The sequence below is a fragment of the Gordonia terrae genome (assembly GCF_001698225.1).
Classification (GTDB): domain Bacteria; phylum Actinomycetota; class Actinomycetes; order Mycobacteriales; family Mycobacteriaceae; genus Gordonia; species Gordonia terrae.
In genome coordinates this window covers 2,530,840-2,545,188 of the sequence record NZ_CP016594.1, presented here as the reverse complement: position 1 = coordinate 2,545,188, position 14,349 = coordinate 2,530,840, and the positions used below count along the sequence as shown (strand labels likewise).

12 protein-coding genes are annotated in these 14,349 nt (G+C 69.3%); 7 read left to right on the top strand and 5 right to left on the bottom strand.

Going from position 1 to position 14,349, the window contains the following annotated elements; translation table 11 throughout:
* Positions 1-67: 67 nt before the first annotated feature.
* Positions 68-520, top strand: coding sequence for a DUF3099 domain-containing protein (locus BCM27_RS11535; protein ID WP_004018856.1), 453 nt, complete (start codon positions 68-70; stop codon positions 518-520).
* Positions 521-796: 276 nt separating this feature from the next.
* The gene (locus tag BCM27_RS11530; RefSeq protein WP_171011532.1) at positions 797-1,735 is read left to right on the top strand and encodes a sigma-70 family RNA polymerase sigma factor; all 939 of its coding nucleotides are present in this window, start codon (positions 797-799) and stop codon (positions 1,733-1,735) included.
* Positions 1,736-1,790: 55 nt separating this feature from the next.
* Here the strand turns inward: BCM27_RS11530 and BCM27_RS11525 are convergent, their stop codons facing one another.
* Positions 1,791-4,640 carry a bifunctional acetate--CoA ligase family protein/GNAT family N-acetyltransferase gene (locus BCM27_RS11525; RefSeq protein ID WP_004018858.1) on the bottom strand — a complete coding sequence of 950 codons (2,850 nt, stop codon included), beginning with the start codon at positions 4,638-4,640 and terminating at the stop codon, positions 1,791-1,793.
* Positions 4,633-5,877 carry an acetoin utilization protein AcuC gene (locus tag BCM27_RS11520; RefSeq protein ID WP_004018859.1) on the bottom strand — a complete coding sequence of 415 codons (1,245 nt, stop codon included), beginning with the start codon at positions 5,875-5,877 and terminating at the stop codon, positions 4,633-4,635. The genes BCM27_RS11525 and BCM27_RS11520 overlap by 8 nt, the downstream gene beginning before the upstream one ends.
* Positions 5,878-6,062: 185 nt before the next feature.
* On the opposite strand from BCM27_RS11520, the gene BCM27_RS11515 reads away from it, so the two are divergent.
* Complete coding sequence (locus BCM27_RS11515; RefSeq protein WP_004018860.1) at positions 6,063-6,758, top strand: iron-dependent transcriptional repressor DtxR; 696 nt, start codon at positions 6,063-6,065, stop codon at positions 6,756-6,758.
* Between the two features lie 30 nt (positions 6,759-6,788).
* Here the strand turns inward: BCM27_RS11515 and BCM27_RS11510 are convergent, their stop codons facing one another.
* The gene (locus BCM27_RS11510; RefSeq protein ID WP_052369245.1) at positions 6,789-7,913 is read right to left on the bottom strand and encodes a DUF4192 domain-containing protein; all 1,125 of its coding nucleotides are present in this window, start codon (positions 7,911-7,913) and stop codon (positions 6,789-6,791) included.
* A 93-nt stretch (positions 7,914-8,006) separates the two neighbouring features.
* A complete protein-coding gene (locus tag BCM27_RS11505) occupies positions 8,007-8,711 on the bottom strand; it encodes a hypothetical protein (RefSeq protein ID WP_004019403.1) in 705 nt (234 codons plus the stop codon).
* Positions 8,712-8,888: 177 nt separating this feature from the next.
* On the opposite strand from BCM27_RS11505, the gene BCM27_RS11500 reads away from it, so the two are divergent.
* Together BCM27_RS11500 and BCM27_RS11495 are read left to right on the top strand one after the other, a co-directional pair.
* Complete coding sequence (locus tag BCM27_RS11500; protein WP_004019402.1) at positions 8,889-9,860, top strand: proteasome assembly chaperone family protein; 972 nt, start codon at positions 8,889-8,891, stop codon at positions 9,858-9,860.
* Positions 9,861-9,877: 17 nt separating this feature from the next.
* Positions 9,878-12,010: a DEAD/DEAH box helicase gene (locus tag BCM27_RS11495; RefSeq protein WP_033203449.1), complete on the top strand. Its 2,133-nt coding sequence runs from the start codon at positions 9,878-9,880 to the stop codon at positions 12,008-12,010.
* On the opposite strand, the gene BCM27_RS11490 is transcribed toward BCM27_RS11495, so the two are convergent.
* A complete protein-coding gene (locus BCM27_RS11490) occupies positions 12,007-12,939 on the bottom strand; it encodes a hydrogen peroxide-inducible genes activator (protein WP_172622054.1) in 933 nt (310 codons plus the stop codon). The genes BCM27_RS11495 and BCM27_RS11490 overlap by 4 nt on opposite strands.
* A 126-nt stretch (positions 12,940-13,065) precedes the next feature.
* Here BCM27_RS11490 and BCM27_RS11485 point away from each other — a divergent pair, with 126 nt between their 5' ends.
* Together BCM27_RS11485 and BCM27_RS11480 are read left to right on the top strand one after the other, a co-directional pair.
* Positions 13,066-13,653: a peroxiredoxin gene (locus BCM27_RS11485; RefSeq protein WP_004019399.1), complete on the top strand. Its 588-nt coding sequence runs from the start codon at positions 13,066-13,068 to the stop codon at positions 13,651-13,653.
* Between the two features lie 11 nt (positions 13,654-13,664).
* Positions 13,665-14,198, top strand: coding sequence for an alkyl hydroperoxide reductase (locus BCM27_RS11480; RefSeq protein WP_004019398.1), 534 nt, complete (start codon positions 13,665-13,667; stop codon positions 14,196-14,198).
* The last annotated feature ends 151 nt before the right edge of the window (positions 14,199-14,349 follow it).

Below are 14,349 nucleotides of genomic sequence, written 5' to 3'. Positions count from 1 at the left end.
GAAGCCGCGGGTGCATTCGATGATCGAAAGTGGGACAGTGGAGAGGGTGTTCGAACAAAGGGAATCCATGGGTGAGACCGGTCGCGGTCAGTACGGCCGCAGGAGCGCGTCACCGCACGTCGACGAGCACGGCCACCCCCTGTCGAAACGGCCGGCCGCCGAGACCTACCTGATCACCGACGCGCCGGACTCGCTGGAGGCCCAGCACCGGGCACGCGTTCGGAAATACCTGTTCCTCATGGCTTTCCGCGTGCCCGCCCTCCTGATCGCCGGCATCGCCTACGGCATCACCGGGTCGGGGCTCCTGGCGCTGGCGATCGTCGCGATCTCCATCCCGCTGCCCTGGGCGGCGGTCCTCATCGCCAACGACCGTCCACCGCGCAAGCGCGGCGAGGTCCCCCAGTACAAGTACGGCGCCGACCACCACGTCGTGGGCCCGCCCGCACTCCCCGACACCGAGAACAAGCTGTCGCGCACCGTCGACGGGCAGGTCGTCGACCCCGACGATCCCCGCGCCTGACACCTCGACCCGTTCACCGCATCGCGGCGCGGTTCCGTCGCGCGCGACATCTCAGCAACTTCTCAGCCGCTTGTCGAGTCGCGAAAAAGAATGCGCAGGTCACCAAGCCTCATCGAGGTTTGCTCCGAAGCACTCTCGGGAACTATCGGCCACACATGGACGTTGGACCCAGTGAACGCACTCAAGTCAGGAGGCCGCATGTCACGCTCGACAGTTGCACGTTCGACCCCGACCAAAGGTTTCGCCGAAGTCACCCCTCCGGGTACCCGGCCGGCGATGACCGAACAAGATCTCGACGCCCAGTCTCCAGCGGCGGATCTGGTCCGTGTCTATCTGAACGGAATCGGTCGTACCGCTCTCCTCAACGCGGAGCAGGAGGTCGAACTCGCCAAGCAGATCGAGGCCGGCCTCTACGCCAAACACGTTCTGGCGAACAAGAAGCGGCTCTCCGCCGCCAAGAAGCGCGACCTCGCGGTCATCGTCCGGGAAGGTGAGGCCGCCCGTGCGCACCTGCTCGAGGCGAACCTCCGCCTGGTCGTCTCGCTGGCCAAGCGGTACACCGGCCGCGGCATGCCGCTCCTCGACCTGATCCAGGAGGGCAACCTGGGTCTGATCCGGGCCATGGAGAAGTTCGACTACGCCAAGGGCTTCAAGTTCTCGACCTACGCCACCTGGTGGATTCGCCAGGCGATCACCCGCGGTATGGCGGATCAGAGTCGCACGATCCGGCTCCCCGTCCACCTCGTGGAGCAGGTCAACAAGCTGGCCCGTATCAAGCGCGAGCTGCACCAGCAGCTCGGCCGAGAGGCGACCGACGACGAGCTGGCCAACGAGTCGGGCATCCCCGCGGAGAAGATCGCCGACCTCCTCGACCACAGCCGCGACCCGGTGAGCCTGGACATGCCGGTGGGCAGCGACGAGGAAGCACCGCTCGGAGACTTCATCGAAGACGCCGAGGCCACCTCCGCCGAGAACGCGGTGATCGCCGGACTGTTGCACTCCGACATCCGGGCCGTCCTCGCCACGCTGGACGAGCGGGAACAGCAGGTCATCCGGATGCGCTACGGCCTCGACGACGGCCAGCCACGCACCCTCGACCAGATCGGCCGCATGTTCGGGCTGTCGCGCGAGCGCGTGCGTCAGATCGAGCGCGAGGTCATGGGCAAGCTCCGCCACGGTGACCGTGCCGAGCGCCTGCGTGCCTACGCGAGCTGAGGGTCCCCCCACGCTCGACTGCAGCCTTCACTGAGTCTCTCGGTCGGTCCGCCGATCAGCCGAGTCGTCTGGGTCCGGTGTCCCGCCTGTCGGGCACCGGGCCCACTCGTATCCGGGCATTGAGCACGGCCACCCCGTCGACCGAGGCAAGGATCGGGTCGCAGACGACTTCGCGTACCTCCGGGATGTCGTCGACGAGGGTCGAGATGCGGAGCAGGAGATCCGCGAGCGCCTCCTTGTCGGCAGGCTCCTCCCCGCGGTATCCCGACAGCAGCGGTGCCGACCGCGGCTCCTCGATCAGTTCACGAGCGTCGAGCTCGGACAGCGGGACGGCTCGGTAACCGTGATCGCCCAGCAGATCGAACGTCCGCCCGGACAGACCGAACGAGATGACCGAACCGAACGACGGGTCGTCGCGGACCCGGATCACCGTGCCGACGCCCTTCGGTGCCATCTTCTGCACGTGCAGCACCCGATCACCGGTCAGCTCGGTGAGTTCGGCGAACGCGGTCACCACGGATGTCGCGTCGGGCAGGTCGAGGCGCGCGCCCTCGCGGTCGAGCCGGCCGCGCCATTTGTCCGACGTCGCCTTCACCGCCACCGGTAGTCCCAGCTCGCGCGCGGCCGCGGACGCCTCGTGCATGGTGGTGACCTCCCGGAACGGGACCACGTGGATGCCGTACCAGCGCAACAACTTCGCCGACTCCACGTGTCCGAGCAGTCGCTCGCCGGGAGTGTCGGGGACACCCTCGCCCGACATGGCCTCACGCACGAACATCCGGGCCGTCTCGGGGTCCGTGCCCTCGGGACGATGCACGACGGACTCCGGCCGCTGGCGCCACCGGGCGTACTGCCAGGCCCTCGCCAACGCTGCCGCGGCCCGCTCGGGTGAGCCGTACGACGGGATCGACCCCTTCGTCGGCATCCCGCCCGGACCGGGCCTGGTCAGGCCCGGTGGGATACCGTCCACGGCGAGGAAGGTCGTGACAATCGGTTTGTCGCCATCGGCGGCGGGTGTGTTCGCCGCCGCCATGAGGGCGCGGGCGTGCCAATCGGCGCCCACCGCCACCGGCGGCACGAAGACGACGATTATCCCGTCGACACCCGGATCGGCCATCGCCGCGGAGACCGTCGACTCGAACTCCTCCTCGGAGGCACCGGCTCCCAGATCGATCGTGTCGACGACCTCGAGGCCGCCGTTGCGCGCGGTATCGGCCGCCAGGCTGCCGAGCACCGAGGAATTGCCGATGATGCGGACGCGCGGTCCCCGCGGGAGCGGCTGATAAGCGAACAACGCCGCGCAGTCGAACAATTCGGGGATCGTGTCGACCTGGATCACCCCCGCCTGTTCGAGCATCATCCGGGCGATCTGGTCGTCGAGGGTGGCCGCCGACCGCGCCGCGCGGACCGGTGTCATGGCGCCCCGTCCGGACTTGACCGCGATGATCGGCTTCGAGCGGGACACCCGGCGCGAGATGCGGGAGAACTTGCGCGGGTTACCGAAGCTCTCGAGGTAGAGCAGGATGACGTCGGTGGTGGCATCGGTGTCCCAGTACTGGAGCAGGTCGTTGCCCGACACATCTGCCCGGTTGCCGGCCGAGGCGAACGTCGACAGGCCGATCTGGCGTCGGGCTGCGGTGTCGAGGATCGCGATCCCCAGCGCGCCGGACTGACAGAAGAACCCCACCCGGCCCGCGCCCGGGATGCGCGGCGCGAGAGTCGCGTTGAGTGCGACCGCGGGGTCGTTGTTCGCCACCCCCAGGGCGTTCGGCCCGACCAGACGCATCCCGTGCTCGCGGACCTGGGCCACCAGCCGGCGCTCGTTCTCCAACCCCTCTTCCTCACCGGACTCGCCGAAGCCCGACGACACCACGACGAGCGTGCGCACACCCTTCACGAGACAGTCGTCGAGCACGTCGTCGACGCGCGCGGCCGGCACCGCGACCACCGCGAGGTCGACGGGATCGGGGATGTCCCGCACGGTCTCGTACGCACGGATCCCGCGCACCGACGGCGGGCGTTCCCGAGTGCGTCGACGCGCCGGCGTCGGTTCGCGGCCGGCCCCGCGTCGGCCCGGTTCGGACTTCTCGTCCTCGACCCGGGCGGGTCCGTTGACCGGGAACACCGGTCCGGTGAACCCCCCGGCGATGATGTTCGCCAGCAGCGCGTTGCCGACCTTGTTCGGGTCCGTCGACGCGCCGATGACCGCGACCGAGGTGGGACGCAACAGGTTCGCCACGCTGCGCGCCTCCGAGGCGCGTTCCCGGGCGTTGCGCACCGACAGCATCGCCTCGGTGGGGTCGATGAGGAACTCGACGTGCACGGTCGAACCGTCGAAGCTCCGCGCCAGCTGATACCCGGCGTCGCGGAACACCGCGACCATGTTCGGGTTCTCGCTGAGCACCTCGGCCTCGAAGCGGGTGAAGCCGTTCTCCGCCGCCGCGCCGGCGAGGTGTTCGAGCAGGATCGGTCCGAGTCCGCGACCCTGGTGTTCGTCGGCGACGACGAAGGCCACCTCCGCCGATTCGGGTTTGCCGTCGAAGCCGAGACCCTCGTAGATGCCGACCGCGATGATCTCGCCCCCGAGTTCGGCGACGATCGCGACCCGCTGCTGATGGTCGACGGTCGTCATCCGTGCGACCTCGCGCGGCGGCAGGGTCGGGGTCGGACCGAAGTAACGCATGTAGCGCGTCCGCTCGGACAGCTTGGAGTGGAATGCCACGATGCGGTCGGCGTCGTCGGGCACGATCGGCCGCAGATGCACGACGCCGCCGTCAGAGGCCAGCACGTCGGCGATCCAGTGCCGCGGGTAGTCCCACGGGCTGCGTGGTTCCGGCTGATCGGCCACCGCGGCGGGCGGGTCGGGAGGCGAAGCGTCCGTTGCGGTCGTGGTGTCGTCAGTCACGGGGATCCTCCGGGTCGAGACCGTGGAGCGGGTACACCGCGCGTCGCGTGGCGAGAATTGCGCGATCGGTCTGGCGCTGGGCGTTGGCGGCGACGCCCTCGGGTGGCTCCTGACCGGCGTCACCCGCCCACGGCTGGTAGTCGACGATGCCCCCGTCGCCCATGACCCGAACCGGCGGGGCGGCGTAGTCGGAATGCACCTGCTCAGAGATCTGTTCGGCTGTGGCACACCAGGATTCGTCGATGACCGAGGATACGTCGACCTCGCGCCCGAGAGCCACCCCCAGCAGGTGCGTCCAGCTGCGCGGCACCACGTTGACGACGCCGTAGCCGCCGCCGCCCACCGCGATCCAGCGGCCCTCGCAGTACTTGTCGGCGAGGTCGCGCATGGCGATCATCGCCGCCCGCTGGCCGTCGACGGTCAGCGAGAGGTCGGTGAGCGGATCGGCCCGATGACTGTCGGCGCCGCACTGGCTGACGATGATCTGCGGCCGGAACTCGGCGATCAGTGACGGCACCACGGCGTGGAAGGCGCGCAGCCACAATCGGTCCTCGGTGTTGGGCATGAGGGCCAGGTTGACCGCGCTGCCCGCGGCATCGCCGTCGCCGACCTCGGTCGGCCATCCGGTGCCCGGCCACAGTGTCGCCGGATGCTGGTGCAGCGAGACCGTCATCACACGCGGGTCGGTCGCGAACTCGACCTGGACGCCGTCGCCGTGGTGGGCGTCGACGTCGATGTAGGCGATCCGGTCGAAGCCGTTGTCGAGCAGGTACTTGATCGCGATGGCGCAGTCGTTGTAGATGCAGAACCCCGCCGCGCGCGAGCGCATCGCGTGGTGCATGCCACCACCGATGTTGACCGCTCGCGTCGCCGCCCCCGAGACCACCGTCTGGGCCGCGGCCAGCGTGCCGCCGACGAGCAGGCGCGCGGCCTCGTGCATCCCGGTGAAGACCGGGTTGTCGGCGTCACCGAGACCGAACAACCGCTCGAGCAACGGGCCCGACAGCGACGCGGTCCCGGAGCCGACCGCACGCACGGCGTCGATGTAGTCGCGGCTGTGGACGACGGTCAGCGCGTCGTCGTCGATGGCCTGCGGCGGGACCGTCTCGACGTCGTCGAGGACCCCGAGGCTCTGCGCGAGGGTCATCGTGAGGGCGAGTCGGACCGGGTTCATCGGGTGCGTGTGGGCCCAGCGATAGGACAGGAAGTCCTCGCTCCAGATGACCGCCGTCGTCATCGGGCGCTCGTAGTGTTGATCACGACCTCAGGCTAGTGGTACACCTCGCGCAGCGGCCACGGATGTCGCGTCGGACACGGGCGGGCACCGCACCATCCTCGTCGCGGACCACCCGGCCGCGGTGAGATCGCGGTCACCGCTCGCGAAGAGGGTAATCTTGGCGGGGACGAAAGGGATTGCGCACAGTGAACGACCTGGTTGACACCACCGAGATGTACTTGCGAACGATCTACGATCTCGAAGAAGAGGGCATCGTGCCGCTGCGGGCACGTATCGCCGAGCGTCTGGACCAATCCGGTCCCACCGTGTCGCAGACCGTTGCCCGGATGGAGCGCGACGGTTTGCTCCGCGTTGCCGGCGACCGACACCTCGAACTGACCGACCGCGGCCGCTCGCTCGCCGTCGCGGTGATGCGCAAGCATCGTCTCGCCGAGCGCCTGCTGGTCGATGTCATCGGGATGCCCTGGGATCAGGTCCACGAGGAGGCCTGCCGCTGGGAGCACGTGATGAGCGAGAACGTCGAACGTCGCCTGCTCGCGGTCCTGGAGTACCCGACGACGTCGCCGTACGGCAACCCCATCCCGGGCCTGGAGCTGCTGGGCGTGGAGGTGCCGAGTTCCGACGACGGTGCCACCCGTCTCGCCGACCTCCCGCCGGGCGAGACGGTGCCGGTCATCGTCCGTCGTCTGTCGGAGCACGCGCAGTCCGACACCGAGCTCATCGGCGCGCTCCGGGAGGCGGGTGTGGTCCCCAACGCCCGCGTGACGGTCTCGAACACCGCGGGCACGATCACCATCGACACGCCCGGTCACGACGGTCTCGAGCTCTCGCCCGACATGGCGCACTCGCTGTTCGTCGAGAAGGTCGTCGAGAAGGTCTGACCCAGCGAAGGTCTGACGCAACAGGTCCGGTCACCCGGCGGTGCGCAATGTCGCCGCCGGGATGACGACGCCGAGACGTTTCGCCGCGTCGTAGGACTTGTCGATCGTGCCCCACAATCTTGCCGGGCGTACGCCTGCCCGTAGGGCCGAGTCCAGCAGCGTGGCCAGCGGCCCGGGTTCTGTGCACGCGAGCGCGACGTCGAGCGCGACACCGGCATAGGCCCCGTCCCCGCCGATGTAGTGCAGGTGCGCGAGAAGTGTTGCGGCGGTTGCGCGTCCGCGTCCGGCGAGTCGTCTGGTGAGTTCTCGCCACAGGCGTTCCGCAGCTCCCCGCAGTTCGGTGACGGCCAGGGCGAGCGCGGCGTCGCGGACGTCGGGGCGGAGGATCGCCCGTTCGAGCAGGTCCAGTTCGTCGCAGTCCAGCGCCCGGTCCGCTCCGATCATCGCGCTGATCACCAGGTCGAGCGCCAGCGCCGAGACCTCGACGTCGTCGGTGTCGGGATCGAACCGGTCGAGATCGGTCCGGTCCAGGTCGTGGCCGCGGCACCGATGGCACTCCGGCCGGGGGCGACCCGGACCGCACTCGCCGTACAGCGGTTCGAGCATCGACCTCATCTCCGAGCGCCGTCCGAGGATTCGTCGGCCCGAGCGCACGGCTTCGGCGATCGCCGTCGGACTCGTGTGCGGGTCGTCGATGCGCCCGACCGCGTCGGCAGACACCTCGACCGACCATGCTCGGTCCTCGGGACACCAGATGGTGGTCCACTCGGCGCCTGCGTCGAAGGTCGCCAGCGCGAATCCCGCCGCGACGCCGCCGACCTCACCGAAGTACCGGTCGCTCATCGCCATGATCCGGCGGTGGCGGTGGTCGTCGACGGGATGCCGGTCGTCGGCGATGACGACCACGATCTCCTCGACGCCATAGGTGGAGGTGATCTCTCCGAGCCCGCCGAGGACGGTGACCAACTCCCGGCTGGGGCTGCCGTCGTCCTCGAGGGCGAGGTCGTGTCGCATGGTCGCGTTCACGGTCCGGTCGGCGGCGAAGGCGATCACGATGATCGATCGCTCCGGGACGAATCCGAGACGTGCGGGGATCGAGGTGAGCAGCGTAGACGGGTCGTGTGGCCCCGACGGACGTGATTCGAACATCTGCATGGACGCAGCGTCACCCGTAGGCGGCCGCGCGAACGCCGGGGAACTCGTCCTGTGGACAACCCGGGTCGAGTCATCCACAGGGGCGGTGGGGAATCAGCCGAATGCGGCCGCGTTCGCCTTGACGAACAGTGCGTCGAGCACGGCGGCCGCCTCCGGCGCCACCGGACCGGCTGCGGGCCAACGGTATTCGGTGTAGACCCGGACCCCGTCTCGCTCGCCGAGCAGGGTGAGGGCACTCGTCGTCGTGGGGACGCCGCCGCCGGTCACGATCGTGCGACGGATGGTGGCCGTGTCGACCCCGTCGGGCGCCGGCGGCGGAGGTAGGACCTCGGTGGTGACCGTCGACGACGCACCGAACGTCGTCGTCGTGGTCTGCCCGCACCGCTGCGCCAGGTCGACCACGTCGTCGAGAGTCGTGTCGACGCCGGCCACGACCGTGGTCAGGGTGGACCGCTCCCCCGGGCCGGGCCCCAGGTAGGCGACCGCGCCGTCGGCGGCGACGGTGGCCGGCGCGCAGTCCGGCGGCGACACCTCGGTGCCGGTCTGTCCGGCCATCGGTGCGCCGGTCACGTCGGCCAGCGCGTTCGCGACCGCCGACGCCGGGATCTCGCTCGCCGCGCCATTCGGGAAGTCCGCGGCCGACACCGATCGCGCGGAGAGGTCCGGGCCGGACGGCGCCGGTTCCCCGGCCACCGAGCACGCGGAGAGCAGGACCGCGGCGGCCACCAGGCAGGCGGCCGGCACACGGGTCCGGCCCGGGGAAGGCAGGCACGGTCGGGGCACACGCGGCTCGGTCACAACGGTCTACTGTGCCACCGCCGCACGCCCCGCACGCCCTCCGACACACCGCGCGCACCAGGGCGGGAATCACCCGCGTGCCGAGGTGGTTGCCCCAGATGACTCTCGGCACCCCGGTGCGGGACAATGGACGTTCAGCTGTCTCGATGGACAGCTGCCAGCAGAAGGAGGGACGACGTGGACGAGCAGCCCGCGCGCGACGACGCGCTGTATGAACTCGCCTTTCCCGCTCCGCAGGTGACCCGGCCCGACGGCACGGGCCCGGTACTGATCCACGCACTCGAAGGGTTCGCCGATGCCGGGCATGCGGTCGCCCTGGCGGCGGCGCATCTGCGCGACAGCCTCGAATCCGAGTTGGTCGCGACCTTCTCGTCCGACGAACTGATGGACTACCGCTCGCGCCGGCCGACCATCTCGTTCAGCGGCGAGACGTTCACCGACGTGGAGATGCCGTCGCTGGCGCTGCACGCCATCCGCGACAACTCCGGCAAGGGGTTTCTCCTCCTCGCCGGCTCCGAGCCCGACCTCCGGTGGGAACAGTTCGTCGACGCGGTCCGTCGCCTCAGCGACGGCCTCGGCGTCACCGACGTCATCGGCCTGAACGCGATCCCGATGGCCGTGCCGCACACCCGCCCGCCGTCGATCACCGCGCACGGCAGCGATCCCGACGCCCTGGGCGACCTGCCCCGGTGGGGATCGGCGATGAAGTTGCCCGCCAGCGCGTCGATGCTGCTCGAACTCCGCATGGGTGAGCACGACTACCGCGCCTCGGGGCTGTCCGTGCACGTCCCGCACTACCTTGCGCAGACCAACTATCCGGCGGCCTCGGCACGGTTGCTGGCGGCGGTCGCCGAACTCGCCGGCCTCGACCTCCCGCTCGCCGCTCTCGACAGCGCCGCGGAGAAGGTGCGCGCACAGGTCGACACCGAGGTCGAGGGCAACAGTGAGATCGAGTCGGTGGTGGCCGCGCTGGAGACCCAGTACGACACGTTCACCCAGGCCGCCCAGGAACGGGCCTCGCTGCTCGCCGCCGAAGAATCCCTGCCCAGCGGCGACGAACTCGGAGCCGAACTCGAGCGGTTCCTGGCCGAGCAGACCGGCAACGGTGAGGCGGACCCCGGGGACGAGGGTCCACGATCACCGATCTGATCCCCGAGACCGCATCGATTCCCGGACCCCACGTCCTGGTCCCGACCGACGACGAGGACGCCGCCCTGCAGCGGTACACCGACTGGTGGACGGGGCGTGGTCTCGACCTCTACCCCCATCAGGAGGAATCACTCCTCGAACTCCTCGCCGGCAGCCACGTGATCCTGGCGACGCCGACGGGCTCGGGTAAATCACTCGTCGCGGCGGGTGCGCTGTACTTCGCGCGCTGCCGCGGCGAGCGCGCGTTCTACACCGCCCCGATCAAGGCGCTCGTCAGCGAGAAGTTCTTCGAGCTGTGCGCGATGTTCGGCGCGGACCAGGTCGGTCTGCTGACCGGTGACGCCGCGGTCAACGCCGACGCGCCGATCGTGTGCGCGACCGCCGAGATCGTCGCCAACCTCGCGCTGGCCGCGGGCGGTGAGAGCGACATCGGCACCCTGGTCGCCGACGAATTCCACTACTACGGCGAACCGGACCGCGGCTGGGCATGGCAGGTGCCGCTCATCGAACTGCCGTCGACGCAGTTCCTGCTGATGTCGGCGACGCTGGGCGACGTCTCGTTCTTCGTCGACGATCTGACCCGCCGCACCGGACGCGAGACCGTCGAGGTCACCGGTGCACAGCGGCCCGTCCCCCTCGAACACACCTACGCGATGACGCCGGTCCACGAGACGATCGAGGAACTGGTCGATCGCGGCCGGGCGCCCATCTACGTGGTGCACTTCACCCAGGCCGCCGCGGTCGAGCGCGCGCAGGCACTGCTGAGCGTCCGCATCTGCGACAAGGCCGAGAAGGCCGCCATCGCGGAAGCGATCGGGGACTTCCGGTTCTCCACCGGCTTCGGCAACACCCTGTCCAAACTCCTGCGCGCCGGGATCGGTGTGCATCACGCCGGGATGCTCCCGCGGTACCGGCGCCTGGTGGAGCGCCTCGCCCAGCAGGGTCTGCTGAAGGTCATCGCCGGGACCGACACGCTCGGCGTCGGGATCAACGTGCCCATCCGTACGGTGCTGTTCGCGGCGTTGAGCAAGTACGACGGGCGCCGGGTCCGGCGCCTGCGGGCGCGCGAGTTCCATCAGATCGCCGGCCGCGCCGGGCGTGCCGGGTTCGACACGATCGGCTACGTCGTCGCCCAGGCCCCCGATCACGACGTGGAGAACGCCCGCGCGGTGGCCAAGGCCGGCGACGATCCCAAGAAACTGCGAAAGCTGGTGCGCAAGAAGCCCCCCGAGGGCTTCGTGTCGTGGGGTGAGAAGACGTTCACCCAGCTCGTCGACGCCCCCGACGAGCCGCTGCGCAGCCACTTCCAGATGACGACGGCCATGCTGCTCGAGGTGCTCGGCCGACCGGGCGACTGCTTCGCCGCGGTGCGCCACCTCCTCGAGGACAACCACGAACCCCGCGACCGGCAGTTGCGCACCATCAAGCACACGATCGAGCTCTACCGCGGGTTGCGAGATGCCGGCATCGTCGTGCAGCTCGACGAACCCGACGACACCGGACGGCACATCGCGCTGAGCGTGGACATGCCGGCGAACTTCGCATTGACCAATCCGCTGTCCGCCTTCGCGCTGGCGACCTTCGAGATCCTCGACCCCGAATCGTCCACATACGCACTCGATGTGGTCTCCGTCCTCGAATCGACGCTGGAGAATCCCCGCCCGCTGCTGCTCGCCCAGCGCAAGGTGGCCCGCGACGCCGCGATCGCCGAGATGAAGGCCGACGGCATCGAGTACGAGGAGCGCATGACCCGACTGGAGGAGATCACCTGGCCGCAGCCGCTGGCCGAGGAGATCTTCGCCGCCTTCGACATCTACCGTCGCGGCCATCCCTGGGTGTCGTCGTTCCCGCCGGCGCCGAAGGCGGTCCTGCGCGAGATGCTGGAGAAGGCCATGACCTTCACCGAGCTGATCTCCGCCTACGGCCTCGCCCGCAGCGAAGGCGTGTTGCTGCGCTACCTGTCGGACTGTTATCGAGTTCTGCGCCAGGGTGTTCCGACGAGCGTGGTGACGCCCGAGATCGAGCGGATCGTCGAGGATCTGGGCACCATGGTCCGCGAGGTCGACTCGAGTCTCGTCGACGAGTGGGAGGCCCTGGCCGCGCAGGCGGCCGCCGCCGAGTCACTCGCCTCGACGGGCGAGCCGGTCTAGAGCGGGGTCACGGCCCCGGTCGCGCCGACGAGATCACCGATGACGGAAGCCAGTTCGCGGTAGGCCTCGTCGTGGCGTGCGGAGGCCCGGAAGACCAGGCCGATCCGACGGCCCGGACGGGGGGTCGCGAACGTCGCGGTGGCCAGGTCGCCCGACGCCGTCTCCGACGCCACCGCCGTCTGTGGGATGAGCGTCACACCGAGACCGCCGACGACGCAGTGGACCGCCGTGGTCAGCGAGGCGGCCCGGGTCTGTCCGAGATCGGGCCGCACGCCGGCGAGCCGGCACACCTCCAGGGCCTGGTCGCGCAGACAGTGTCCCTCGTCGAGGAGGAGCAACGGCAGGTCCGCCAGGGCGGTGGGGTCGACGCGGCGACGTCCGGCGAGGGCATGTCCGGACGGGAGCGCGAGAACGAAATCCTCACGGTAGATGGGGATTTCGACGATGCCGGGCACCTCGACGGGGAGGGCGAGCAACGCCACGTCCAACGTGCCGGTGCGCAACTGCTCGACCAGTCGCGCGGTCTGTTCCTCCACCACCCGGGGCACGAGATCCGGAAGCCGCTCGCCGAGCCCGCGCAGCAGCGTCGGCAGGACGTAGGGTGCCACCGTCGGGATGACCCCCAGCCGCAGCACCCCGCGCAGCGGTTGTCCGGCGCCCGCGGCCGCCGAGGTGAACTCGTCGACGGCCTCCGTCACCGCGATCGCCCGCGGCAGGAGTTCGACACCGTCGGCGGTCAACTGGACACGCCGCGTGGTGCGTTCGACGAGGGTCACCCGGAGTCCGGACTCCAGCGCGGACAGCGCCTGCGACAGTGACGGCTGACTGACACCGAGATCGGCTGCGGCAGTTCCGAAGTGACGGCGATGAGCGAGAGCGACGAAGGCGCGCAGACCGGCGACGGTGGGCTGATAAGTTCTATCGGGCATGCCTATCAGTGTAGTGCTAATCATCACGTTTCGCTTTCGGCCAGAATCCGGCACGATGGTACTCGTACGTCGCGAAACTCTTTCGCGCGCAAGTTTCCGTACATTCACCAGCTGAAGGAGCGACACATGGCCCTGCTCACCATCGGTGACCAGTTCCCCGCCTACAACCTCACCGCCGTCATCGGTGGCGACCTCAGCAAGGTCAATGCCCAGCAGCCCGACGACTACTTCACCACCGTGTCGTCCGACGATCACCCCGGTCAGTGGCGCATCGTGTTCTTCTGGCCGAAGGACTTCACCTTCGTCTGCCCCACCGAGATCGCCGCGTTCGGCAAGCTGAACGACGAGTTCGCCGACCGCGACACCCAGGTCCTCGGCGCGTCGGTGGACAACGAGTTCGTCCACTTCCAGTGGCGCGCACAGCACGAGGACCTCAAGACCCTGCCGTTCCCGATGCTGAGCGACCTCAAGCGTGAACTGGCCACCGCTGCAGGCGTTCTCAATGCCGACGGAGTCGCCGACCGCGCGACCTTCATCATCGATCCGAACAACGAGATCCAGTTCGTGTCGGTCACCGCCGGCTCGGTGGGCCGCAACGTCGACGAGGTCCTGCGGGTCCTCGACGCGCTGCAGTCCGACGAGCTGTGCGCATGCAACTGGAAGAAGGGCGATCCGACCATCGACGCCGGCGAGCTCATGACGGCCGGCGTCTGAGAGGAGAACAGATGAGCATCGAGAATCTGAAGAACGCACTCCCCGAGTACGCCAAGGACCTCAAACTCAACCTCGGATCGATCAGCCGGACCACCGCGCTGAGCGAGGAGCAGTTGTGGGGGACCCTGCTGTCGACCGCAGCGGCGAGCCGTAATGCCAAGGTGCTGAGCGAGATCGCCGACGAGGCCGCCGACACGCTGTCCGCCGAGGCCTACAACGCCGCACTCGGCGCCGCGTCGATCATGGGTATGAACAACGTGTTCTACCGGGGTCGCGGCTTCCTCGACGGCAAGTACGACGACCTGCGTCCCGGCCTGCGGATGAACATCATCGGCAACCCCGGTGTCGACAAGGCCGCCTTCGAGCTGTGGTCGTTCGCGGTGTCCTCGATCAACGGCTGCGGCCACTGCGTCGCCGCACACGAGAACACCCTGCGCGAGGCCGGCGTCGACCGTGAGGCGATCCTCGAGGCGCTCAAGGTCGCCTCGATCGTCAGCGGCGTCGCCCAGGCGATCGCCACCACCGAGGTGCTCGCCAACGCCTGATCCGCCGCAGCGCGACGAACACGGGCCCGGCTGCTTCGAGCAGCCGGGCCCCTTCGTGACGCGCCCTCCGCAAGCTCCAGGCGCTCCTCAGGGAGCAGTGGGGACGCGCCCTCCGCAAGCTCCAGGCGCTCCTCAGGGAGCAGTGGGGACG